Consider the following 24,402-nt stretch of genomic DNA (forward strand, 5'->3'; position numbering starts at 1 on the left):
CTTATTCCAACTGGCAATAAACAAACTGCCGCAAAATGCGGCAGATTCGCAATTCAGCGAAGCGTTACAGTCGACCCAGATCATTGACCAGAGCAAGCAACATCACCCCGACCACCAAACTGATACCGATCTGTATCCCCCAACCCTGCACCCGATCCGACAGGGGGCGACCACGCACCCACTCGATCAGATAAAACAACAAATGTCCCCCATCCAGTACAGGAATGGGCAACAAATTCAGAACCCCCAGGCTAATACTCAGATAAGCAAGGAAATTCAGGAAATCAGCGACACCCGACTGGGCAGAAGCGCCCGCCACTTTAGCAATGGTTATCGGTCCACTCAAGTTTTTTACCGAGAGCTCGCCGAACAACATTTTCTTCAGCGAATCGAGGGTCAGTACGCTCATGGTCCAAGTGCGTCGAGCACCCTCGCCAATTGCTGCCACGGGACCGTAGCTGACCTCGCGAATCATCTCTGGTGGCCAATCGACTGCTTTGACCCCGGCGCCCAGATAACCCGTGGCTGCCTTGCTGCTGCCGCGTGCCGCGAGCGTCACAGGGACGTCGATTTGAGCACCATCGCGCTCGACGCGCAGCATGATTTTGGTATCAGGATGAATACGTACCGTGTCGACCACTTGTTGCCAGTCGTCCAGCGGTTTGCCATCGAGCGCCAGCAGACGGTCGCCGGTTTTCAGACCTGCGGCTTGCGCCGGGCCTTTCGAATCGAGTTCGGCCAGGATCGGTGGAATCGCCGGGCGCCATGGACGAATGCCCAGCGACCGAATCGGATCAGGCTCATCCGCGCCTTTCAGCCACTGCTCCAGCACCAGTTCACGTGGCGTATCAGCGGTAGAACCCTGCTCGCGCACCAGCAACTGCAAAGTGCCGCTCTCGCCGAGGCGACGCACCAGTTGCAGATTGACCGCGCCCCAACCAGAGGTCGGCTCGCCGTCGATGGCGACGATTTCCTGGTTCGGGCCGAGGCCGGCCTTGGCGGCGATGCTGCCCGACTCGACCGCGCCGATGACCGGCCGGATCTGCTCGCTGCCGAGCATGGCCAGCAACCAGAAGAACACCATTGCCAGGAGAAAGTTGGCGATCGGCCCCGCAGAAACGATGGCGATACGCTGACGCACGGATTTGCGGTTGAACGATTGATCGATCTGATCGAGCGGTACTTCGCCTTCACGCTCGTCGAGCATCTTCACGTAGCCACCCAGCGGGATGGCGGCGAGGACAAATTCGGTGCCCTGCCTGTCGTGCCAGCGCAGCAACGGCATGCCGAAGCCGACGGAGAAGCGCAGCACTTTGACCCCACAGCGACGCGCGACCCAAAAGTGGCCGAATTCGTGGAAGGTGACCAGCACGCCCAGGGCTACCAGGGTGCCGACAATCATATAGAGCGCGCTCATCTACTTTCTCCGCAATCCTATCCAGTGCTGCATTGGGTCAACGTACTGCAACACTTATCGCCCGTGACGACTCAACCACTGCTCGGCCAGCACACGCGCCTTGGCGTCTGCGGTGAACACCGCCTCGAGATCATTCACCGCAACCACAGGCTCCAGATTCAAGACTTCCTCGATGATACTCGCGATTTCCGGGTAACGAACCCGTCCGTCGAGAAACGCCGCGACCGCCACTTCATTCGCCGCATTCAGCATCGCCGGCGCGCTATCGCCCGACTCCGCCGCCAGTCGCGCCAGACGCAGGCACGGGAAGCGCTCTTCGTCGGGGGCCTGGAAATCCAGGCGGGCGATGGCAAACAGATCCAGCGGTGCGACGCCTGAATCAATCCTTTCCGGCCACGCCAGGGCGTTGGCAATCGGTGTACGCATGTCCGGATTACCCAACTGCGCCAGCACCGAGCCATCGACATAATCGACCAGCGAATGAATCACGCTTTGTGGGTGAATCACCACTTCGACCTGGGACGGCTTGGCATCGAACAACCAGCAGGCTTCGATCAACTCGAGGCCTTTGTTCATCATGCTGGCCGAATCGACCGAAATCTTGCGCCCCATCGACCAGTTCGGATGCGCGCACGCCTGATCAGGGGAAACATGCTCCAACTCTTCCATCGGCGTCTGTCGGAACGGTCCGCCAGAGGCTGTGAGTAAAATCCGACGCACCCCGACCGCACCCAGACCGCGGGCGAAATCATTCGGCATGCACTGGAAAATCGCGTTGTGCTCGCTGTCGATCGGCAACAGCACCGAGCCGCTTTTGCGCACAGCCTGCATGAACAAGGCGCCGGACATCACCAGCGCTTCCTTGTTGGCCAGCAGAATCTTCTTGCCTGCCTCGACCGCCGCCAGGGTCGGACGCAAGCCCGCCGCACCGACAATGGCCGCCATTACCGCGTCGACTTCGGGGTCGGCGGCGACCTGACACAGGCCCTCCTCCCCCACCAGCACACGCGTCGGCAACCCGGCCGCGCGCAAGTCGTCTTGCAAACCACGCGCGGCCGCCAGCTGCGGGACCACGGCAAAACGCGGCGTGTGCCGCACGCACAGGGCCAGCAACTCACTAATGCGCGAGAAGCCGCTCAAGGCAAAAACCTGATAACGCTCGGGATGACGCGCAATCACGTCCAGAGTGCTCAGGCCAATCGAGCCGGTCGCGCCGAGGACGGTAATCTGCTGCGGACGGCTCACGGTGCCGCCATCCACAACAGCACCGCGAACACTGGAACGGCCGCAGTCAGGCTGTCGATACGGTCGAGCACGCCGCCGTGACCCGGCAGCAGATTACTGCTGTCCTTGATCCCGGATTGACGCTTGAACATGCTTTCGGTGAGGTCGCCCACTACCGAAATGAACACGATCAACGCCGCGCCAAGCAAGCCTTTAAGCAGTTCCGCCACGGTCCAGTCGCGCACCAGGCCGACCACCAGCGTAATCACCAGGCTCAGCGCGAGGCCGCCATAGACGCCTTCCCAGCTTTTGCCCGGGCTGACTTGCGGCGCCAGTTTGCGTTTACCGAACTTGCGCCCGGAAAAGTAAGCACCAATGTCAGCGCCCCAGACCAGCACCATGACCGCCATGATCAGCGAGTTGCCCAACGGGTACTGTTTGATCTGGACCAGACCTTGCCAGGCCGGCAACAGGATCAACAGGCCGATGACCAGTTTGCACGCGGCGCTGGACCAATGCCCGGTGGTGCGCGGGTAAGTCAGCACCAGATAGGTTGCCACCGCCCACCACAGCACCGCGGCGCCCAGCACCCAAGGCGCGAGGCCGGGCACAAGATGCATGATCAGCAGCATCAGCGCGACGACTGCCGCATAACCGACGCGAACCGACTGTTCCGCGAAACCTGCAAGACGCGCCCATTCCCAGGCACCAAGGGTCACGACCAGCCCGATGAACAGGGCAAAACCGGAACCTTCGAGCAGGAAAAACCCGCACAGGGCAATCGGCAGCAGGATCAGCGCAGTGATGATTCGTTGTTTAAGCATTAAACCCGGGCTCCAGACTCGACCTGCTCGCTCGTTTTACCGAAGCGACGCTGACGAGAAGCGAAATCGGCCAGCGCAGTGCGCATGGCGTCGTGTTTGAAGTCCGGCCAGAACAGGTCGGAGAAGTACAACTCGGCGTAAGCCAGTTGCCATAGCAGGAAGTTGCTGATGCGGTGCTCACCGCCGGTACGAATGCACAAGTCCGGCAATGGCAGGTCGCCAGTCGCCAGACAGGTTTGCAGCAGTTCCGGGGTAATGTCTTCCGGGCGCAGATGCCCGGCCTGGACTTCCCGCGCCAGACGCTGCGCGGCTTGCGCGATATCCCACTGACCGCCGTAGTTGGCGGCGATCTGCAGGATAAAGCGATTGGAGCCGGCAGTAATGGCCTCGGCTTCGCGCATGGCAGCTTGCAGCTCGGGATGGAAACGCGAACGGTCGCCAATGATCCGCAGGCAGATGTTGTTGTCGTTGAGGCGCTTGGCCTCACGACGCAACGCCTTGAAGAACAGGTCCATCAAGGCGCTGACCTCATCGGCCGGGCGCTGCCAGTTTTCACTGGAGAAGGCGAACAGGGTCAGCACTTCGACCTTGGCCTCGGCGCACACCTCGATGACCGCCCGTACCGCATCCACACCCGCTTTATGCCCGGCGACACCCGGCATAAAGCGTTTTTTCGCCCAGCGATTGTTACCATCCATGATGATCGCGACATGGCGCGGCACCGCGGACGGCGCAGTCTGCTTGGTCTTATCCATGAAAACGCGACCCTTATACGGCCATCAGGTCCGCTTCTTTTTGCTTGGTCGCCGCGTCGATGTCGGCCTCAGCCTTGTCGGTGAGCTTCTGGATATCGGAAGCGGCACGACGTTCTTCGTCTTCGCTGATTTCCTTGTCCTTGACCAGTTTCTTCAGCTCGCCCAACGCATCGCGACGGATGTTGCGCACGGCAACACGCGCGTCTTCCGCTGCGCTGCGAGCCTGCTTGGTGAAGCCCTTGCGGGTTTCTTCGGTCAGGGCTGGCATGGAGATCAGCAGCAACTCGCCCAGGTTAGTCGGGTTGAGGTTCAAACCGGCGCTCTGGATCGCTTTGTCGACGGCGGCGAGCATGTTGCGCTCGAATGCCACGACTTGCAGGGTACGGGAGTCTTTTACGGTGATGTTGGCCACTTGAGTGATGGAAGTGTCTGTGCCGTAGTAAGGCACCATCACGCTACCCAGAATGCTTGGGTGAGCCTTGCCGGTACGGATCTGCCCAAATGCATGGTTCAGAGAGTCCAGAGATTTCTGCATGCGCTCTTGAGCGTCTTTCTTGATTTCGTTGATCATTGTTGGCCTTCCTCGATCAGGGTCCCTTCAGCGCCGCCGTGCACGATGTTCAGCAGGGCGCCGGGCTTGTTCATGTTAAATACGCGCAACGGCATCTTGTGGTCGCGGCACAGGCAAATAGCGGTCAGGTCCATCACGCCCAGCTTGCGATCCAGTACTTCATCGTAAGTCAGATGATCGAACTTCTCGGCATGCGGGTCTTTGAATGGGTCAGCGGTGTAGACGCCATCGACCTTGGTCGCCTTGAGCACGACATCGGCATCGATTTCGATTGCACGCAGGCAGGCTGCCGAATCCGTGGTGAAGAACGGATTACCTGTACCGGCCGCGAAAATAACCACTTCCTTGGCGTTCAGGTGGCGCATGGCTTTGCGGCGATCGTAGTGATCGGTCACGCCAACCATGGAAATGGCCGACATCACGATAGCCGAGATATTGGCACGTTCCAGCGCATCGCGCATGGCCAGGGCGTTCATCACAGTGGCCAGCATGCCCATGTGGTCGCCGGTTACCCGATCCATGCCGGCCGCGCTGAGCGCTGCCCCGCGGAACAGGTTGCCGCCGCCGATCACCAGACCGACTTGCACACCGATGCCGACCAATTGGCCCACTTCCAGCGCCATGCGATCCAGAACTTTCGGGTCGATCCCGAACTCTTCCGAGCCCATCAGGGCCTCGCCGCTAAGCTTGAGTAGAATGCGTTTATAGCGAGCCTGATAACCACTGCCCTGCTGAGCCATTGCGAATCTCTCCTGCGGCGTATTTTAAAAATTCTTTGCGAGCTGTTTACAGCTGGCGTTCACTCTAGCTTGGCGCTGCTTCAGCGCCATCGGAACATGGCTTTGTAAGCCAGTTCCAACGGGAAACCAATCAAAAATTGGCAGCCCATCTGAAAAGAGGCTGCGCGCGTTAGCGGGCAGCCTCTTCAGGGCGACAGTTATGAAAACCGTCTTATTGCTTGGCGGCAGCCAGCTGGGCAGCAACTTCTTCAGCGAAGTTGTCGACCGGCTTCTCGATGCCATCGCCTACTTTGAAGTAGGTGAAGGAAACGATTTCAGCGCCAGCCTTCTTGGCCAGTTCGCCAACCTTGATTTCAGGGTTCTTGACGAACGCCTGCTCAACCAGGCTCGCTTCAGCCAGGAACTTGCTGATACGGCCTTTGACCATGTTTTCAACAATGTTCTCCGGCTTGCCGGCGATCTTGTCAGCGTTCAGAGTCAGGAATACACCCTTCTCACGCTCTACCGCTTCATCGGAAACTTCCGACGGCAGCAGGAATTCAGGGTTGGTCGCCGCAACGTGCATGGCGATGTCCTTGGCCAGCTCAACAGTGCCGCCTTTCAGGACAACTGCAACGCCGATCTTGTTACCGTGCAGGTAACCGCCAACAACGTCACCTTCAACGCGTGCCAGACGACGGATGTTGACGTTTTCGCCAACCTTGCCGACCAGTACCAGGCGAGCAGCTTCTTGAGCTTCGATCAGCGGAGCGACGTCAGTCAGTTTGTCGGCGAACGCTTTTTCAACGCTTGCAGCAACAAATGCCTTGAAGTCGTCCTGCAGAGCCAGGAAGTCGGTCTGCGAGTTCACTTCCAGCAGAACGGCGGACTTGCCGTCTTCTTTCAGAGCGATAGCGCCTTCAGCGGCAACGTTGCCCGCTTTCTTGGCAGCCTTGATGGCGCCCGAAGCGCGCATGTCATCAATGGCTTTTTCGATGTCGCCGCCAGCCTTGGTCAAGGCTTTCTTGCAGTCCATCATGCCTTCGCCAGTACGCTCGCGCAGTTCTTTGACCAACGCTGCAGTAATCTCTGCCATTTCAAAATCCTCTTGGATAGGTTTTCAACCATTCCACCCGATCGAACGGGCGTTCAATTCTTCCCGAAACACCCTTGCAGGTCGCTGCACGTTACAGAAGCTGTAGCTGCGCTACCGACAAATGGTTTTCGAGGTGGCAAAAAGGGGGCCAAGCCCCCTTTTTGCTTACTGAGTCAACGCCAAGGCGTCAATTACTCAGCTGCTGCTACCGGAGCTTCTTCAACGAACTGCTCGGTGCCGCCAGCAACGTGGTTGCGACCGCGAATTACTGCGTCAGCCATCGAACCCATGTACAGCTGGATAGCGCGGATTGCGTCATCGTTGCCTGGGATGATGTAGTCAACGCCTTCCGGGCTGCTGTTGGTATCGACTACGCCGATAACCGGGATGCCCAGCTTGTTGGCTTCGGTGATCGCGATGCGCTCGTGATCAACGTCGATAACGAACAGTGCGTCTGGCAGACCGCCCATGTCCTTGATACCACCCAGGGAACGATCGAGCTTCTCAAGATCGCGAGTGCGCATCAGCGCTTCTTTCTTGGTCAGCTTGGCGAAAGTACCGTCTTCGGCTTGCACTTCAAGGTCACGCAGACGCTTGATGGAAGCACGGATGGTTTTGAAGTTGGTCAGCATGCCGCCCAACCAGCGGTGATCGACGTACGGCGAACCGCAACGTGCTGCTTCTTCAGCAACGATCTTGCCAGCGGAACGCTTGGTGCCGACGAACAGAATCTTGTTTTTGCCCTGGGCCAAGCGCTCTACGAAAGTCAGAGCTTCGTTGAACATTGGCAGGGTTTTTTCAAGGTTGATAATGTGAATCTTGTTACGCGCGCCGAAAATGTATTTACCCATTTTCGGGTTCCAGTAACGGGTTTGGTGACCGAAGTGCACACCGGCCTTCAGCATATCGCGCATGTTGACTTGGGACATGATAGTTCCTTAATAAGTCGGGTTTGGCCTCCACGTATCCCAATGACCAACCAGCAGCATCAGCTGAAGGCACCCAGGTCATCGTGTCGACACGTGTGTGGATTTAAGCCTTTCGGGGTATCCCCGGAAAGCGGCGCATTTTATATCACAAGGCAGAAAAAAACGGAACCAGGATTCTCGATTCCTCGCGCGCCCCTTTATCCACGCCCTTGGAATCGCCCGCCCATGCACCTATCTATAGAGGGAAGCGACGCACATCCATAGACACAGAAGCTCAGATTTGCCGTGATCGTCTGTTAGAATCGCGTTTTTCAGGGCCGCGACCACTGATCGCGAAAAAGCCCCCTTTGTATTCAGAAAGCGCCATCGAGCGCAGAGAGAGCCTGTATGACCGTCACCCTCAAGACTCCCGAGGACATCGCCAAAATGCGTATCGCCGGCAAACTGGCCGCCGATGTGCTGGAAATGATTGCCGAACATGTCAAACCGGGTGTCACCACCGAAGAGCTCGATCGCCTCTGCCACGACTACATCGTCAACGAGCAGAAGGCCATTCCCGCCCCGCTCAACTACAAAGGCTTCCCGAAGTCGATCTGCACGTCGATCAACCACGTGGTCTGCCACGGCATCCCGAACGAGAAGCCGCTGAAGAATGGCGACACCGTGAACATCGACGTCACTGTGATCAAGGACGGCTACCACGGCGACACCAGCCGCATGTTCCACGTCGGCACCGTGCCGGTCTGGGCCGAGCGCCTGTCGCAGGTCACCCAGGAATGCATGTACAAGGCGATTGAAATCGTCAAACCCGGTTGCCGCCTCGGCGACATCGGTGAAGTGATCCAGAAGCACGCGGAAAAAAACGGCTTTTCGGTCGTTCGCGAGTTCTGCGGCCACGGCATCGGCAAAGTGTTTCACGAGGAGCCGCAAATCCTCCACTACGGCCGCGCGGGCACCGGCATGGAACTGCAAGCCGGCATGACCTTCACCATCGAGCCGATGATCAACCAGGGCAAGGCTGACACCAAAGTGCTGGGCGACGGCTGGACCGCCATTACCAAGGACCGCAAGCTCTCCGCCCAGTGGGAACACACGCTGCTGGTCACCGACACCGGTTACGAGATCTTCACCCTGCGCGCCGATGACACCATCCCGCGCGTTTCGGCCTGATCGACCCGTTCTGCCCCTAGCCTTATAGAAAGGAAAGCCAATCGATGCCGCAGGTGGATCCCGAACTCTTCGACCGTGGCCAGTTCCAGGCTGAACTGGCCCTGAAAGCCAGCCCCATCGCGGCTTTCAAGAAGGCGATTCGCCAGGCCCGCGAGGTGCTCGACGGGCGTTTTCGCAGCGGCCGCGACATTCGCCGGCTGATCGAGGATCGCGCCTGGTTCGTCGATAACATCCTGCAAAAGGCCTGGGAGCAGTTCAACTGGAGCGAAGACGCCGACATCGCGCTGATCGCGGTCGGCGGCTACGGTCGCGGCGAGTTGCATCCGTATTCCGACATCGATCTGCTGATCCTGCTGGACAGCGCCGACCACGAGATTTTCCGCGATTCCATCGAGCGTTTTCTGACGCTGCTGTGGGACATCGGCCTGGAAGTCGGTCAGAGCGTCCGCTCGGTGGACGAATGCGCGGTCGAGGCGCGCGCCGACCTGACGGTGGTCACCAACCTGATGGAAAGCCGCACCATCTGCGGCCCCGAGCGCCTGCGCCAGCGCATGCTCGACGTCACCAGCACCGCACACATGTGGCCGAGCAAGGAGTTTTTCCTGGCCAAGCGCGCCGAGCAAAAAGCCCGCCACCACAAGTACAACGACACCGAATACAACCTCGAACCCAACGTCAAAGGTTCGCCCGGTGGTCTGCGCGATATCCAGACGATTCTGTGGGTGGCCCGTCGTCAGTACGGCACGCTGAACCTGCGCGCGCTCGCCGGCGAAGGCTTTCTGGTCGAGAGCGAAAACGCCCTGCTCGCCTCCTCCCAGGAGTTTTTGTGGAAGGTCCGTTACGCCCTGCACATGCTGGCCGGACGTTCCGAAGACCGCTTGCTGTTCGACCACCAGCGCTCGATCGCCGCGCTGCTCGGTTTCGAAGGTGATGACACCAAGCACACCATCGAAAACTTCATGCAACAGTATTACCGCGTGGTCATGAGCATCGCCCAGCTCAGCGACTTGATCATCCAGCACTTCGAAGAAGTCATCCTCGCGCCGGAAGACGAAGCGCCGCCGCAGCCGATCAATTCGCGGTTCCAGTTGCACGACGGCTACATCGAAGCGCGCAACGACAATGTGTTCCGCCGCACACCGTTCGCCATGCTCGAAATCTTCGTGCTGATGGCTCAGCAGCCGGAAATCAAAGGCGTGCGCGCCGATACCATTCGTCTGCTGCGAGAAAACCGGCATCTGATTGACGACGATTTCCGCAACGACATTCGCAACACCAGCCTGTTTATCGAACTGTTCAAATGCAAGATCGGCATTCACCGCAACCTGCGGCGGATGAACCGTTACGGCATCCTCGGGCGCTATCTGCCGGAGTTCGGTTTTATCGTCGGGCAGATGCAACATGACCTGTTTCACATCTATACCGTCGACGCGCACACGCTGAACCTGATCAAGCATCTGCGTAAGTTGCAGTACACGCAGGTGTCGGAAAAATTCCCGCTGGCCAGCAAGCTCATGGCCAAGCTGCCGAAACCGGAATTGATCTATCTCGCGGGGCTTTACCACGACATCGGCAAGGGCCGGCATGGCGACCATTCGGACATCGGCGCGGTGGATGCCGAGGCGTTCTGCCAGCGTCATCAGTTGCCGACGTGGGACAGCCGCCTGATTGTCTGGCTGGTGCAAAACCACTTGGTGATGTCGACCACCGCCCAGCGCAAGGACTTGTCCGACCCGCAAGTGATCCACGATTTCGCGCAGATCGTCGGCGATGAAACGCACCTTGATTACCTCTACGTGCTGACCGTCGCCGACATCAACGCGACCAACCCGACCTTGTGGAATTCCTGGCGCGCCAGCCTGTTGCGCCAGCTCTACACCGAGACCAAGCGTGCGTTGCGTCGCGGCCTGGAAAACCCGGTCGATCGCGAAGAACAGATCCGCCAGACCCAAAGCGCGGCGCTGGATATTCTGGTGCGCGGCGGCACCGATCCGGACGATGTCGAGCAATTGTGGGCGCAACTGGGCGATGACTATTTCCTGCGCCACACCGCCGGCGATGTCGCTTGGCACAGTGACGCGATCCTGCAGCAGCCGGCCGATGGCGGGCCGCTGGTGTTGATCAAGGAAACCACACAACGCGAGTTCGAGGGCGGCACGCAGATCTTCATTTATGCGCCGGACCAGCATGATTTCTTCGCGGTGACTGTGGCGGCGATGGACCAGCTCAACCTGAACATTCACGACGCGCGGGTTATCACCTCCAGCAGCCAGTTCACCCTCGACACCTACATCGTGCTCGACACCGAAGGCGAATCGATCGGGGATAACCCGGCGCGGGTTAAAAAGATCCGCGAAGGCCTGACCGAAGCCCTGCGCAACCCTGACGATTACCCGACGATCATTCAGCGCCGGGTGCCGCGCCAGTTGAAGCATTTCACCTTTGCCCCGCAAGTGACGATTCACAACGACGCGCAGCGCCCGGTGACCGTGCTGGAACTCAGCGCGCCGGATCGGCCAGGGCTGTTGGCGCGGATCGGCAATATTTTCCTCGAATTCGACTTGTCGTTGCAGAACGCGAAGATTGCGACCCTTGGCGAACGCGTGGAAGACGTGTTCTTCATCACCGACGCCAACAATCAACCGTTGTCCGACCCGTTGCTGTGCAGCCGTTTGCAGGATGCAATCGTCGAACAGCTGACAGTGAGCCAGGAACCCGAGATCAACTTGTCGCGTATCAGTATTTGAACCAAACCACTTTTCCTGTGGGAACGGACTTGGCGAGGCGCGCTTATTGTGGCGAGGGGGCTCGCCCCCGTTCGGTTGCGAAGCAGTCGTAAACCATTGCACGCGGTAGGCCTGTTAGACGGCGCTCTCAGGTTCAGCGGCCGCTTCGCAGCCCAACGGGGGCGAGCCCCCTCGCCACAAAAGCCGTGGAACCGCCTGTTACTCCCACATTCAAAGAGACCCCGCACCGATGAACAACGCTCTGAACCAGTTGCAGCCGTACCCTTTCGAGAAGCTCCGTGCCCTGCTCGGCAGCGTCACGCCAAACCCCGACAAGCGCCCGATTGCGCTGTCGATTGGCGAGCCGAAGCACCGTTCGCCGAGTTTTGTCGCCGAAGCGCTGGCGAGCAATCTGGATCAGATGGCCGTGTACCCGACCACCCTCGGCATCCCGGCGCTGCGTGAAACCATCGCCGCGTGGTGCGAACGGCGCTTCAGCGTGCCGACCGGCTGGCTCGATCCGGCGCGCAACGTGTTGCCGGTCAATGGCACCCGCGAAGCGCTGTTTGCCTTCACCCAAACCGTGGTCAACCGTGGCGACGACGCGCTGGTGGTCAGCCCCAATCCGTTCTATCAGATCTACGAAGGCGCGGCGTTCCTCGCCGGCGCCAAGCCGCATTACCTGCCGTGCCTGGATGAAAACGGCTTCAACCCGGATTTCGACGCGGTCTCCCCGGATATCTGGAAACGCTGCCAGATCCTGTTCCTGTGCTCGCCGGGCAACCCGACCGGCGCGCTGATCCCGGTCGACACCCTGAAAAAATTGATCGCCCTGGCCGACGAATACGATTTTGTGATCGCCGCCGACGAGTGCTACAGCGAACTCTACTTCGACGAACAAACGCCGCCGCCGGGCCTGCTCAGCGCTTGCGTGGAACTGGGCCGCAACGACTTCAAGCGCTGCGTGGTGTTTCACAGTCTGTCCAAACGCTCCAACCTGCCGGGCCTGCGCTCGGGTTTTGTCGCCGGTGACGCCGACATTCTCAAAGGCTTCCTGCTCTATCGCACCTACCACGGCTGCGCGATGCCGGTGCAAACGCAACTGGCCAGCGTTGCCGCGTGGAACGACGAAGTGCACGTGCGCGCCAACCGTGCGCTGTATCGCGAGAAGTACGACGCGGTCCTGGAAATCCTCAGCCCGGTCATGGACGTGCAGCGCCCGGACGGCGGTTTTTACTTGTGGCCGAACATCGATGGCGATGACGAAGCATTCTGCCGCGACTTGTTCGTCAAAGAACATGTAACTGTGGTGCCGGGCTCTTACTTGTCCCGCGATGTCGACGGCTTAAATCCTGGCGCCGGACGCATTCGCATGGCGCTAGTTGCACCGCTGGCGGAATGTGTTGAAGCGGCGGAGCGAATTCGCGCATTTATTACCAACAAATAACATGCCTTTAATACTCCGCACGGCGCAATGCCGTGCGGTGTTAAAACATCAAGTAACAGCGTCAAGCAAATTACAACTTAACAAGCCCCATCAACTCGCTTAGCCTTCCGTTGCCCGCATAATTTAATTTGCACACATGGAAGTCGACAATGAACACGCACCCTTGCAAAATTATAAGCCCTGATAATCTTCTGGCATCCTTTGAAGCGGCTATAAAAGAAAACTCCGCCAATGAACTGGCAGCAACGTCTGGTGAACGGCATAAACGTTCGGTGGGCCAATGGAGTAAATTCTGGGGTAATGGACGCACCCTGAATATTACGTTTGTCAATGCCGAGCCTGAGGCACTAAGAAAACAAATCGAAGGCATCATCAGGCAGTGGGAGCCGTCTACCAACCTGACGTTTACATTTGACCAAAAATTAAACGGTGATATCCGTATAAAGACTGGCGCACAAACCAATGAGTCTTATGTCGGCACCGATGCGACACTGGCTCCAGCGGACGAGCCGACACTAAGCCTGCTCGTCGACCCGCAGAACGTCGATTTTGAATGGACCATACTGCATGAGTTTGGCCACGCGCTGGGCCTGCAGCACGAACACCTGCACCCCAAGGCGAATATCCCGTGGGACAGACCCAAAGTCTATGACTACTACAAAACCAACTATCAATGGACCGAAGAACAAGTCTATTACAATTTGTTCACGTTATTTCCGACAGCTGACTTCATGCAAGGCCCTTATGACAAAGAGTCAATCATGCACTACGTCGTCCCTAACGAACTGACCTTCGGTGATTGGGAAGTTCCTCGCAATACGCGCATCAGCAAACTCGACAGGCGCAATATGCGCAAAGCCTACCCTAAGCCCAACACCACCCCCTGACTTAAACCCGCTAAACATGGAAGTTCAAACATGCTTGATTCAACACCCTGCGAAATTATAAACGCCGATGACCTGAGCGCCTCTTACGAGGTTGCCATTAACGAAAACCCGGCCAATCGAGTTACCTCTCCGGGCGGTCGTGGTAAACGTGCCGTGGCCAAACACAGCAGATTCTGGGCACCCGGCCGCACACTGCATATTGCCTTCCTCGATGGTGAAGAAGACTTCATTCAGGCAACCATGCACGCCGCCAATAATTGGCTGCCGCACATTAACCTTGAGTTTCTTTTCATCGAGGGTGATCAGGGCGATATCCGCATTACCCAAACGCCCGGCACCTATTGGTCTATGGTCGGCACCGACGCGCTGTTACGCACAGAAGGCGCAACCATGGGTTTGTCCCCGGACATGCGCATGCCGGCTTTCTTTGCTGCCAACGTGATGCATGAGTTCGGCCATGTATTAGGCGCCCTGCATGAGCACCAACATCCTGAAGTAAATATTCCATGGGACTTGCGCGCACTTTACGAGGCGCATGGCGCTGATCAGTTCGCCGATGAAGACCACTACGCGCGCACCGTCGTGGACGAACGTTATCTCACTCGATTAGATGCCAATGAAGTGCGTTACTCGGCTTATGACCCGAAATCGATCATGCACTACGCGATCCGCGAGGACTGGACCGAGGGCGACTTCAAGATTGACCTTAACCTTGTACTCAGCGACAAGGACAAGGCCTTCATGGCGGCAGCGTATCCCTACCCTGCCGCGCCAGATGAATAAATTGTTTATTTGACCTGGCCGAGGTTCGCCTCACTCATGTCCAACTCGCCCAAGACTTCGCGCAGCACGTCATCACCGATCTGGTGATGACGACTCAACTTGTACAACTCCAGGCGTTGCGCGCGCAGCGCCTTCAAACGCAAGCGCCGCTCCAGCAGATCCATTTCGAACGCGAGCGCCTGCGCTTCGGCGGAATCGTTGAACACCTCAAGTTGATGGCGATATTCGGACATGAGCCGCGCCTTGAGTTCCGCCGCCAGCGCCGCTTGCGCCGCGTCGGCAGGCTTGGCCTCCTCGACTTCCAGCGCATGAATTGCCGCTTCCGCGGTTTTGCGCCACGCGTCGCGCACTTCATTGCGGCGTTTGTCGTCAGGACTTTTCTCGATGCCGCGCAGCAACATCGGCAAAGCAATGCACGCCGCGACCAACGACAGCAGGATCACCCCAGCAGCGATGAAAATCAGCAAGTCGCGCTCGGGAAACGCGTCGCCGCCCATCAGCAACGGCACCGACAGCACACCGGCCAACGTCACCGCCCCGCGCACGCCGCCGACCGTCAACAACCAGCAGGAGCGCGCCGTCGGCACCGGCGTCAGCTCGCCTTTACCACGCCAACGTCGCAGCATCCCGGACAGACGCCAGATGCTTTGCACCCAGATGAACCGCAACACCAGCAACACCATGAAAATCGCCACCACGTCGAGGCAGCGGTAGAACAAGGTCGGCCACAACGAGGTTTCGTGGCTGGCCACGGCTTTGATGATGTCCGGCAGTTGCAAGCCCAGCAGCAGGAAGATCAGGCCGTTGAAGGCGAATTCCAGCAACGACCAGACACTGCGATTGAGCAACCGGGTGCTGGTCTGGCGCGGCAGCAGATCGAGCCAGCTTTGCATCATCCCGGCGGCGACCGCCGACAGAATCCCCGAAGCACCAAGGCGTTCGGCCAGCACATAGGCGGCGAACGGCAGCAGCAACATGAACACCACATGGGTCGCCGGATCGTCCCAGCCTCGGGCGACCATCCACGAGCGCAAACGCCCGACCAGCCAGCTCAGCGCCACGCCGATGGCCAGGCCACCCACCGCGACCAGGACAAATGTCAGGCTCGCATTGGCCAGCGAGAACACGCCGGTGACGGCGGCGGCCAAAGCAAATTTGAAGGTCACCAGGCCCGAGGCGTCGTTCATCAGCGCCTCGCCTTGCAACATGTGCATCAGCGGCGTCGGCAGGCGGTTCTGGGAAATCGCCGAGACTGCCACGGCGTCGGTCGGCGACAGTACGGCCGCCAAGGCAAAAGCCACCGGCAGAGGAATCGTCGGAATCAGCCAATGAATGAAATACCCGGCGCCGACCACGGTGAACAGGACCAACCCTACAGCGAGGGTCAGGATCGGCCCGCGCAGGCGCCACAGCTCCCGTTTGGGCATGCGCCAGCCGTCGGAAAACAGCAGCGGTGGCAGGAAAAGAAACAGGAACAGCTCGGGGTCCAGCGCTACGTGCAACCCCAGCGTCGGCCAGGCCAACAAGGCGCCGGCAGCAATTTGCACCAGCGGCAGCGGCAGAGGAATCACCCGTCCGATCAGGCGCGAAACGCCGACCAGCATTAACAGGATCAGGACGGTGTAGGCAGTTTGCATAAAGCGTTTTCCCAGGTATTCGACAGCATTGAAGTGCCATATTAGCCGCTTAGACTTGCGGTTGTGGGAGCTGAGCTGGCTGGCGATGGCGGTGTGACAGTCACGCTCGAGGTTGATTGATCCACCGCTATCGCGAGCAAGCTCGGCTCCCACAGGTTTTGCGTTTCATGCGAATTGCCCAAATGGCAGCTTTTTCGGGTTTTGCGTGGAAACCGCCCGGTCATGGCATAATCCGTCACCATTTTTTTCCAGCACCTGTAAAGGGGGCAATTCCTTGACCGTTTCAAGTAAAACGTTGCACCTTTTCGGCATCAAAGCCTGTGATGCCGCATAACAAACGCTAAAGGCCTTTTGAATCAAGGCCTTAAGCCTCAAACAAGCCCCTAAAAGCACCATCCTTTTCGACTCTTCTAAACCCAATAAACATTGGTCCAAACGGTTGCGTTTTGGGGAAGATATCCATAGGAAAAATCCCACCTGCGGCGTCCTGCCGATCGAACAACAACCCAAAAATCTACTGCTCGTCGCCTCACCCTCGCCCGAACCCGCTCCACTCGATTACTGTACATCCAAACAGTATTCGAAAAGGCATCGCCCCGTGGAACCGTACGAAATCGAAGACACCAGCGACTGGCTGGGCTCACCGACTGAGCTGGAAACCTGCCGCCAGTTCCTGCGCATGACCGAGAACGAAGTCCAGGAGCTGACCTTGCAACTGCGCAAAGCCCGGCAGGACATCTTCGGCTTGGTGCAGATGCACGCCGAGGTTTCAAAGGAGCGCGACGAGGCAATGAGAAATCTTCGCGAGCGCTCCGCTCAGTTGGCCGAGGTTCGCAAAGAGCTGTACGACTTGAAGATCTCGGCCAGCGGAAGTCAGCGCGAGGTTGAGCGACTGCGCGGGATATTGGACGGCCTCACCACGCGACCCAAGACAATCATCTGAGCTCGCGCTGGATCGCGCTTACGGCACGTTCTTGAAGAAGACGTGCCCGCCGAGCTTCAATGTCTGCGTGGCCTTCGCCGCCCAGCCCGGCGCCTTCTTCATGGCGATCGCGTAATAATGCGTGGCGCCGCCGGTGGGATCCGGCACCTTGCCATCGATGACCTGGTCAGCGGCGATGCGCGCTTGAGCCAGCTCGCGGAACGGGATCGTCTTCGCGCCGGACAGGTAGGCGAAGTTCGGATCGTTCTTGTTCCAGCAGCTGAACTGCCACGGCTTCAGGCACACACCAGCGTAGCCCTCGCCCCACCATGACTTGGTCTTGCCGTCGAACACCCGGTTGCGGATCGTCCAGGCCACGGCTATCTGGCCGATGAAGTCTTCGCCGCGCGCCTCGCCCCACAGGGTGCGCGCGAGGATGTCTCGATCCTTTTCGGTGACGGTCATACTTTTCTCCGGGCAAAAAAAATCCCGCTCGATGGCGGGTGCTTTGGGGTGCTGTAACGCGTCACATCAGGTCGATGGAACGAGCCTCTGGCGCAGCAATGATTACGGGCACAATTGGCTCAACGGGCCACACGGGCGCGGCGTACCAGGTCGCCTGAGTTGTGACCTTGCCGAGCGCGAACTTGTAGGTCTTCCAGGCTTTGAGATTGATCAGTAGTGCGGCTTGCTCTGCCTCATCTTCCTCGGTCGCTTCGCCGATATCGATGCCAAAACCGATAGTGTCCACACGGTCCTGAATTCGCCCAATCTGAGTAACGGCACTGGCATTCCGGGCTGAAAGCTCTGTCTTCGCCGTGGCAAGTTGTTCAGCCTGGGCAGCAGCGTCCTTCATTGCTTTCGTAATCAGCTGGCTCCAGTCGATATTCATACGCCCTCCTTGCTTACGGTTTCTTCGACTTCTGGCGGTAGCGGTGCAGGGAAAATGACGATGCCGTCCGGCACGCTCAACAGCGGCTGTGGAAAAGCCTGCTCCGGGCTGAAGTTCGCCGGAAGAGGCAGGAACAATGTCAGTTCAAGTTCTCCGTCGCGTTTCTCGACCGGCCCGGCGAACCATATTGAGTCAATGGCGGCAGCCGGCAGCGTGTCGCCGTCAGCCATCGGTGAAAAATCGAAGGCCTCGCCATTGATTGTAAGTGTTTCGCCTGAGCGAACGACTTCAATTCCGAAATCCCGACTCTGCGGGGAAAGATTAATGCGCATCAGAACCACCTCCCAATTGCGACATACCGACAGTTAGCAACCGTCTGCGCCACCGAACCGTTTCTGAAAATTGCCGTGGCACTGTGCACGGCTTTGCTGTTCACCCGTGTGAAACCATACATGTCGTTGCTCGCGTTCGGCGAGCCATTGCACTCAAAGTAGTAATTCGTATTGATGAACAACGCGGGAAAGGTAGCAGGCGATGAAACCGTAGCGACTGAGCCAGCGGCCACGGCAAAGTCCGGCATTGGCCCTTGGCAGATCAGAGTGCCGTCGGCGAGCTTCGTGTAAGTTCCATTGGCGTTGGTGAGCGTTTCAATAATGGCACCAGTGGGAGTCCCACCCGACTGAGCAACCGTCCCCACAATTGCCGACGGCGTCAGTTTGGCAGCTGTACCGGTACTGTTTCCCGTCCCGCCCTGGGCAATGCTGAGCGCAGTGGTCAGTCCAGAGAGCGACGTGATGTTGCTGTTGGCCCCACCTTTTACCAAAGTCTCCCATGCACCCCATGTCCCCGCCACTTGCGTACGGTGGTACAGGTTGTTGGTGGTCAGGCCTTGAGCAAACTGAGAGGCATAGCCGGCGGCGGCATGAGGGTCGTGCTCGATGCTGCAGGTGGACTCTGGCAGGTTGAGCCCGCCAGAGGCAAAGGTGTAGCGGCCCTGCACCGGCAAATTGTTCGCATCTACAGTGTTGCCTTGTTGCAAGCCACCATTGCCCATCCGACCGAAAGCGCCCACGACCAACAAGCTGTTGAGAGTCTTATCCGAGAAGCCGGTTTGACGCACCAGGTTCAGGGCGCTTTGCGCATCCGCCTGGGTGTTACCGCCGGTGCCGCCGTAGATAATGGGCAGCACTTCGAAATTTGCTGTCGATCCGAGCGCGGCCAGCTTCGCGCCGTATGTATTAACGAGCGAACGCAAGGCGTCGGCAGAATCTTTGACGTAGCCCTGCATGGGCGCCAGGGCGTACCCGGCTCCAGCGCCGGTTGACGACAGATAGGCGGGAGAAATCGATAGGGCGGTATCGCTGGCGATGTTGACTACTTCGTACCAGCGGCCATCAGGCCCGCGAAAGGCATCGCCCACGCGGCCATTGGCGATAAACGCGGTGCCCGATCCAATAACCGTTGTTGAATTTAGGGTGACAGCGACCGTCCCCGTTTTGTACCAAGGCATGGCGACTTCCTATTTAGATAAGTTATACGGCGAGTTTTGCGAACACAGCCGGCATGAAGAAGGCAAACGGATTAGAGAATCCGTCAGTCACCGCATATAGGGTGCCCGTGCTGAAGCTCCAGAGCGTTTTGACAAGGCGACCACCTGCTGAACCGGTCAGCATATTCATGCCAAACGTATTAATGAGCAGATACTCATTCTCCGGAAAGTTAAACGGTACAGTGTAGAAACTTCGCGTACTGGATGTTGCTGTGGTTTCAGATCTGACGTAAGTCCAGTTTTGAAAAGACCTTGTGAACAGCGCAGTCGGAGTTCCAGAGTCAAACAGCAACTTTGACGCCCCATCCCATAATCGCATCCCGTAGCTCGCCACCGGCTGCGCGCCGAACGTCGCAGCAAAGTACCGCCCATTCGGTTGGTTGGTGTTCACGTCGTAGGCACGCACATAAAACCCTGTCCAATTGCCGGCAGATCCAAGCACCCGCATTGCAGTTAATCCGGCGATGCCCCCGGTGTCAGGTCGGCAGAAAACCAATGGTGGCTCTTGGCTCGTTATGACGCGCGGAAAGGATGTTGTCGAACCAAGGCCGCTCTCCTGCGTAGGTGCGTAACGTCCGTTGCAAATAACGTTGAGTCGCGCGTATTCGGAGTCGATGACAACCTGATTGCTGTTATTGATGAATGAAAGTCCGTATCCCATCAGGCAAACCTTATGACCATCAACCGCATGGTTCCGCTTGTTGAAAGACTGGCCGCGAAAGTTCGCGTGTGGTTGTACACGCGCGCGCCCCCCGACAGCATTTCTGTTTCGAACTGACGAGCGCTGTTCTCATCGTATGGCCCATTGGGAATTACAATAGCAACCGAGTTGGATGCATCACTTCCAGGCGCTGCAAAATCCTGACTCGTTTTGGTGTTGTTTGCGAAGGTGACAAGTGTTGAAAGGACGATGCGCATCGTGAATGAATTTTCGTCGACCTGGAGCGCGCCATCGGCGCCCCAGATCCGCATTCCATGAGCCATGGTTTACCCCAAGTAGCCGAGACGGACACGCAGCACGTTGTTCGCGTCATAGACGGAGACGTTCAGCGAGTTGATGACCAGGCGGCCCTGTCCGGGCACAACACCGTTGATTTCCAGCGTGCCATCCTTGTTCAGGATCCAACCCTGCTGGCCGGCGATGTAGTTTGTAGAGCTGATGTAGCTGCCGATCTTGGCATTGGTGATCGTGCCGTCTTCAATGAAGGACGATCGCATAAATGTCTGCCCACCAGTTATCGCGAAGAACGCCTCCGGATTCTGAGTACTGGTGTTCATCACTGCGAAGGTATCGGCCCGTACAACAAAGCTCGATGTCGTGCCTGAGGCGCCGCCTTCTAAGCCCAAGCCGAACCCCGCGGCGTACGGTTGACCGTTTGCCGTGAGCTCCATTTTCACTGACCAAATGGCAGACAGCTTTCCGTTAGTTGTAGCAAGAGCGCTGCTTGTCTCCTGAACGGCAGCGCTTGCCCCGTCGGCTTTGGCTTGCGCAGTATCAACCCTTGTGGCAAGCGATCCCACTGCATCAGATCGGGCTGTGGACTCCGCCTGGATAGCCGCCTGGTTGTTTCCCACCGACGCTTTTAGAGTCTCGACCTGCTGAGCCATGGCGACCTGATTGGTCACCATCGTCGTTTCAACAATGCTGATCTTCGATTCGCTCGTGCCTACACGCGAATCTAGAAGCGTGGTGCGCTGCGTTTGGGCGAAGTCCTGCTCAGTACGCACGCGGACTTCTTGCGCATAGCTAGCGGTGGCCTGCCAGCCGTTCAGTGCATCCAGTAAATCACCGCTCCCATCATCGTTACGCAAAGACGCCTGCACCGCCTGGAGCTGGCTTGCAGTGGCAGTTGTCTTGCCGTCGACCGTTGAGATGTCGGTCGTGTTCTTGGTCACCTGTGCCGCGATACCGTTCGCAGTGCGTATTGATTGACCGCTGTTAACCCAGTAAGTCGGATTTGGCGGGGCGTTCGATCCATCAGCGGCGGCCGGGACATTAACGATAGCGGTCCAAAGGTTGTCACCAACCCGAACGGTGTTGTCTCGCACGTAGGCATCAGTCGGCACATAAACGAGAGCATCCACCAGGTCGCCGATCTCATCTTGCAGTTCTTGCAAGCGCTCATTGACCGAGCCGGGCCCGCTTCCATCAATCAGGTCGATTCGGTCCAGAAGATGCTGGCCTAGCTCCGACTCTGAAATCTGTCCGGCAATCATTTCGAGAATGTCAGCCGCGTCCGAGCTGGACTGACCCATGACGCCCAGACCTGCCGGGTACCACGGACCGATGTTGCCGATCCGATCCACCAGTCGCGCCCAGAAGAAGAACGTCACGCCAGCGGCCAACCCCTGCAAGGTGTAGTCCTTTTGTGGGTAAGCCAGATCAGAAAGCTTTGTTGCTTGCTCAAGGCTGGTCGTCGGGCTGTACCAGATCTCGGTGCGCTGCGTATCCTCGGCGCCGGCGGGGAAACCCCACTTCAAGCCAATGCCGAACAACAGTGTTGATGCTGTGAGGAACGAGACCGCTGGCGGCGCGCCCGTTTTGCCGAGCAAATCAGTCAGGACCGAATTGGTCGGAATGGATGCAACATTCAGTGCGCTGATGGCTCGCACTCGCGCCAGGTACTGACCGGAGTAAATCCCGCGTACCTCAGCCATCAATTCCCCGGTTCGCGGCACCTTGGTCCACTCACGGGCGCCCCAACGCCATTCGACGTCGTAACCTACTGCGCCGGGCGCCGCATCCCAGGCGATCGTCATGCTGGTGACTGCAATGCCTTGCTCGACGACCACGTGCTGGCTGAGCAGAACTCGGGCCGGCGCTGCCTGGGTGCCGATCGGGATGCCCGTAATCGGGCGGACATCCACCACGGCGCCGAAATCGATCGCATTGAACTTGCTCGGCTCGTGCTGAATCATCTCGAACTGGTATTGGTGCCACTCTGGGCGCGTTACGTTGCGAACGTAGAACTGCATCAACTTCAGGTCGTCGTAGTCCAGCGCCCAGCCGCATTCGGCCTCGGGCACTTCGCTGTAATCGGCCATGACCGTCAGCGCTCGCCCCGCCGCCGACTTCACCACGCGCGCCTCTGATTTACCGCTGGGCAAGTTGACGAAGAGTCGAGCGCCCGCCGGAACAACGGTGTCGCGGTCCAGCGTAATAACTCGACCGGCCACCGCAGAAATGCGCCCGCCGTTGGCACGCACGGCCAGCGCCGGATCGGCGATCGCAATCACTTGCCCTGGCTTGGGAATTTGCCCATCCAGCCCCACGCGCATGACTGCGCCGCGAGTCTGCAACTGCTCCGTCATAAGAGCCCACTGGCCGGCGCGCTGGGCTTGACCTAGTGATGTACAGCCGAAGGCATCAACGGCGAGCTCGCGCACCATGCCCAGTTCTGCCATTGCGTCCTCATCGAACACGGGCTCCTTGTCGGTTTCAAACCCCTGATCTGGGTTGTCCCAGGCCACCATGGCCAAGGTGTGGCGGTCCCGCGCTCGGGTGCCCTCATATTTTATTTCGCCGTTGTTGAGAATCTGCGACGGGCTGTAGGTGTAGACCGGGTCGCCGGGCATGTCGGCATTGACGACGATCTGGCTGCCGTCCCAGTAGGCCATTCCGTGGAAGTTTGTCGCGAGGTCCTGCAGAACAGCGTAGGCATCTGCCTGCTTCTGGAAATAGATGCTGCAGGTGAAGCGTGGATGCTGGCCGCCCTTACCGTCGGGCACCATCTGGTCGCAATACTGACCAATCCGATACAGCGACCACCGATCAACCATGGTCGCGTCGATACGCTCCCCGAGGCCGTAATACGGATGCAGCACCAGGTCGTAAAAGATCCAGGCAGGGTTGTTCGTGTAAGCCTCTTGAAAACTGCCGTCCCAGATGCCGTTACTTGTGCCGGTGCCGCTGGTGCGGTAGGTCCTGGTCGCCGCGTCATAGTTGGCCGGCACGCGAATAATGCGCCCGCGCATCAGTGCCGCGACTTTGGCGATATCGCCGCCGAATTGCTGAGCGTCATACTCAAGGCAGCCGACCGCCGTGAGCGGATATTCCTGATCGCTGTCGACCACTTCGGCGATGGCCTCGATCAGCATTCCATCTTCTACGACAGAGCTGTTCGCCTCTGGCGTGAGGCGGCGCAAGCGGATTGTCCAGCGGCTGCCGGCGGGTAACTCAAGCCGATGTGAGCGCTCGTATTTCGTGATGTTTTTCCGATCAACGAAAGAGTTCAGGACCGGCAAATACGGGCCGCTGTCGGTCGAAATCTCTACCGAATATTCGATCCTGACGCCGTTGATGTTGCCCTTCGCATCCTGACTTTGCAGCCGAGGCCACGCCAGCCGAATGCGGACAGCATCGATCAAAGAGTTGTTGATCGTGTGCAACCAGGGTGTGGTGCTGAGCAACTCCTGGTTGACGGAGATTTCGTTGCTCGCTTCCGTTATGCCTTCGAGGCGAGTCTGGTTCAGCTCGCCGGAACGGAACTGCCATTTCACGCCAGGGAAGTTGAGCGTTCCGTCCTCAGCCTGTACCGGCGTACCGTCGAGCTTGATGGAACGAAGACCATTCACTGGGCCAACAATCGGCCCCCAGCTCCAGAGGTACACAATCCGCGCGGTGGCAATAGAAGGCACGCCGTTCGAGGCGATACTCGGCTGCTTTTGCTTTGCTTCGCCACCCTTGCTGCCTGCAATGGATCGGCGCTTTCTAGGCTGGGTCCGAGGCGCCTTTTTTTCTGCTGCGCTCATGCGCCCTCCAGAATGCAAAAACCCGCCGCAGCGGGTTGAGTGAAAAATCAATGTAAATGGGAAGATCCATTGCATGGCTTTGCTGTGCTGGGTCGATCTGCT

General features: G+C 58.5%; 23 protein-coding genes. 6 read left to right on the plus strand and 17 right to left on the minus strand.

The window, feature by feature from the left end:
* Positions 1 to 64: 64 nt before the first annotated feature.
* The 8 genes from rseP to rpsB all read right to left on the minus strand — a co-directional run bounded on the left by rseP (position 65) and on the right by rpsB (position 7,535).
* Entirely contained in the window at positions 65 to 1,417 is a 1,353-nt protein-coding gene (gene rseP / locus BLU01_RS06730; RefSeq protein ID WP_092272442.1) for a sigma E protease regulator RseP, read from the minus strand.
* A gap of 54 nt (positions 1,418 to 1,471) precedes the next feature.
* Positions 1,472 to 2,662, minus strand: coding sequence for a 1-deoxy-D-xylulose-5-phosphate reductoisomerase (ispC, locus tag BLU01_RS06735; RefSeq protein ID WP_092281493.1), 1,191 nt, complete (start codon positions 2,660 to 2,662; stop codon positions 1,472 to 1,474).
* The gene (locus BLU01_RS06740) at positions 2,659 to 3,465 is read right to left on the minus strand and encodes a phosphatidate cytidylyltransferase (RefSeq protein ID WP_092272445.1); all 807 of its coding nucleotides are present in this window, start codon (positions 3,463 to 3,465) and stop codon (positions 2,659 to 2,661) included. The genes ispC and BLU01_RS06740 overlap by 4 nt, the downstream gene beginning before the upstream one ends.
* The gene (gene uppS / locus BLU01_RS06745) at positions 3,465 to 4,220 is read right to left on the minus strand and encodes a polyprenyl diphosphate synthase (protein ID WP_092272448.1); all 756 of its coding nucleotides are present in this window, start codon (positions 4,218 to 4,220) and stop codon (positions 3,465 to 3,467) included. The genes BLU01_RS06740 and uppS overlap by 1 nt, the downstream gene beginning before the upstream one ends.
* 13 nt (positions 4,221 to 4,233) lie before the next feature.
* Entirely contained in the window at positions 4,234 to 4,791 is a 558-nt protein-coding gene (gene frr / locus BLU01_RS06750; protein WP_092272451.1) for a ribosome recycling factor, read from the minus strand.
* Positions 4,788 to 5,531, minus strand: a complete 744-nt coding sequence (pyrH, locus tag BLU01_RS06755) for a UMP kinase (protein WP_003172271.1) — start codon at positions 5,529 to 5,531, stop codon at positions 4,788 to 4,790. The genes frr and pyrH overlap by 4 nt, the downstream gene beginning before the upstream one ends.
* Positions 5,532 to 5,742: 211 nt before the next feature.
* Positions 5,743 to 6,606, minus strand: a complete 864-nt coding sequence (gene tsf / locus BLU01_RS06760; RefSeq protein WP_092272454.1) for a translation elongation factor Ts — start codon at positions 6,604 to 6,606, stop codon at positions 5,743 to 5,745.
* 191 nt (positions 6,607 to 6,797) lie between these two features.
* A complete protein-coding gene (gene rpsB, locus BLU01_RS06765) occupies positions 6,798 to 7,535 on the minus strand; it encodes a 30S ribosomal protein S2 (protein WP_003219330.1) in 738 nt (245 codons plus the stop codon).
* A gap of 387 nt (positions 7,536 to 7,922) precedes the next feature.
* Here rpsB and map point away from each other — a divergent pair, with 387 nt between their 5' ends.
* The 5 genes from map (at position 7,923) to BLU01_RS06790 (ending at position 14,548) form a co-directional block, all read left to right on the plus strand.
* A complete protein-coding gene (gene map / locus BLU01_RS06770; RefSeq protein WP_092272457.1) occupies positions 7,923 to 8,705 on the plus strand; it encodes a type I methionyl aminopeptidase in 783 nt (260 codons plus the stop codon).
* Positions 8,706 to 8,749: 44 nt separating this feature from the next.
* Positions 8,750 to 11,452, plus strand: a complete 2,703-nt coding sequence (locus BLU01_RS06775) for a [protein-PII] uridylyltransferase (RefSeq protein ID WP_092272460.1) — start codon at positions 8,750 to 8,752, stop codon at positions 11,450 to 11,452.
* Positions 11,453 to 11,681: 229 nt separating this feature from the next.
* A complete protein-coding gene (dapC, locus tag BLU01_RS06780; protein ID WP_092272463.1) occupies positions 11,682 to 12,878 on the plus strand; it encodes a succinyldiaminopimelate transaminase in 1,197 nt (398 codons plus the stop codon).
* 149 nt (positions 12,879 to 13,027) lie between these two features.
* The gene (locus BLU01_RS06785; protein WP_092272466.1) at positions 13,028 to 13,765 is read left to right on the plus strand and encodes a M12 family metallopeptidase; all 738 of its coding nucleotides are present in this window, start codon (positions 13,028 to 13,030) and stop codon (positions 13,763 to 13,765) included.
* Between the two features lie 30 nt (positions 13,766 to 13,795).
* Positions 13,796 to 14,548 (plus strand): zinc metalloprotease, encoded by a 753-nt coding sequence (locus BLU01_RS06790; protein ID WP_092272469.1) that lies wholly within the window; start codon positions 13,796 to 13,798, stop codon positions 14,546 to 14,548.
* A gap of 5 nt (positions 14,549 to 14,553) precedes the next feature.
* On the opposite strand, the gene BLU01_RS06795 is transcribed toward BLU01_RS06790, so the two are convergent.
* Positions 14,554 to 16,185, minus strand: a complete 1,632-nt coding sequence (locus tag BLU01_RS06795; protein WP_092272472.1) for a Na+/H+ antiporter — start codon at positions 16,183 to 16,185, stop codon at positions 14,554 to 14,556.
* Positions 16,186 to 16,350: 165 nt separating this feature from the next.
* On the minus strand, positions 16,351 to 16,662 hold the full coding sequence (locus BLU01_RS27515) for a hypothetical protein (RefSeq protein ID WP_157720144.1): 312 nt from the start codon (positions 16,660 to 16,662) through the stop codon (positions 16,351 to 16,353).
* Positions 16,663 to 16,783: 121 nt separating this feature from the next.
* Here BLU01_RS27515 and BLU01_RS06800 point away from each other — a divergent pair, with 121 nt between their 5' ends.
* Entirely contained in the window at positions 16,784 to 17,128 is a 345-nt protein-coding gene (locus tag BLU01_RS06800) for a hypothetical protein (protein WP_092272475.1), read from the plus strand.
* Between the two features lie 18 nt (positions 17,129 to 17,146).
* Here the strand turns inward: BLU01_RS06800 and BLU01_RS06805 are convergent, their stop codons facing one another.
* From BLU01_RS06805 to BLU01_RS06830, 7 genes are all read right to left on the minus strand, one after another.
* A complete protein-coding gene (locus BLU01_RS06805; RefSeq protein ID WP_092272478.1) occupies positions 17,147 to 17,572 on the minus strand; it encodes a cell wall hydrolase in 426 nt (141 codons plus the stop codon).
* Positions 17,573 to 17,633: 61 nt separating this feature from the next.
* Positions 17,634 to 17,999, minus strand: a complete 366-nt coding sequence (locus tag BLU01_RS27745) for a tail fiber assembly protein (RefSeq protein ID WP_167370420.1) — start codon at positions 17,997 to 17,999, stop codon at positions 17,634 to 17,636.
* A complete protein-coding gene (locus BLU01_RS27750) occupies positions 17,996 to 18,331 on the minus strand; it encodes a hypothetical protein (protein ID WP_167370421.1) in 336 nt (111 codons plus the stop codon). The genes BLU01_RS27745 and BLU01_RS27750 overlap by 4 nt, the downstream gene beginning before the upstream one ends.
* Positions 18,331 to 19,509 carry a pyocin knob domain-containing protein gene (locus tag BLU01_RS27850; RefSeq protein ID WP_197675581.1) on the minus strand — a complete coding sequence of 393 codons (1,179 nt, stop codon included), beginning with the start codon at positions 19,507 to 19,509 and terminating at the stop codon, positions 18,331 to 18,333. Before BLU01_RS27850 ends, BLU01_RS27750 begins: the two co-directional genes overlap by 1 nt.
* 22 nt (positions 19,510 to 19,531) lie before the next feature.
* Positions 19,532 to 20,209, minus strand: a complete 678-nt coding sequence (locus BLU01_RS06820; RefSeq protein WP_092272481.1) for a hypothetical protein — start codon at positions 20,207 to 20,209, stop codon at positions 19,532 to 19,534.
* Positions 20,209 to 20,520, minus strand: coding sequence for a hypothetical protein (locus BLU01_RS06825; protein WP_092272484.1), 312 nt, complete (start codon positions 20,518 to 20,520; stop codon positions 20,209 to 20,211). Before BLU01_RS06825 ends, BLU01_RS06820 begins: the two co-directional genes overlap by 1 nt.
* 15 nt (positions 20,521 to 20,535) lie before the next feature.
* The gene (locus BLU01_RS06830; protein WP_092272487.1) at positions 20,536 to 24,300 is read right to left on the minus strand and encodes a phage tail protein; all 3,765 of its coding nucleotides are present in this window, start codon (positions 24,298 to 24,300) and stop codon (positions 20,536 to 20,538) included.
* Positions 24,301 to 24,402: the final 102 nt, after the last annotated feature.

The sequence above is a fragment of the Pseudomonas prosekii genome (assembly GCF_900105155.1).
Lineage (GTDB): Bacteria > Pseudomonadota > Gammaproteobacteria > Pseudomonadales > Pseudomonadaceae > Aquipseudomonas > Aquipseudomonas prosekii.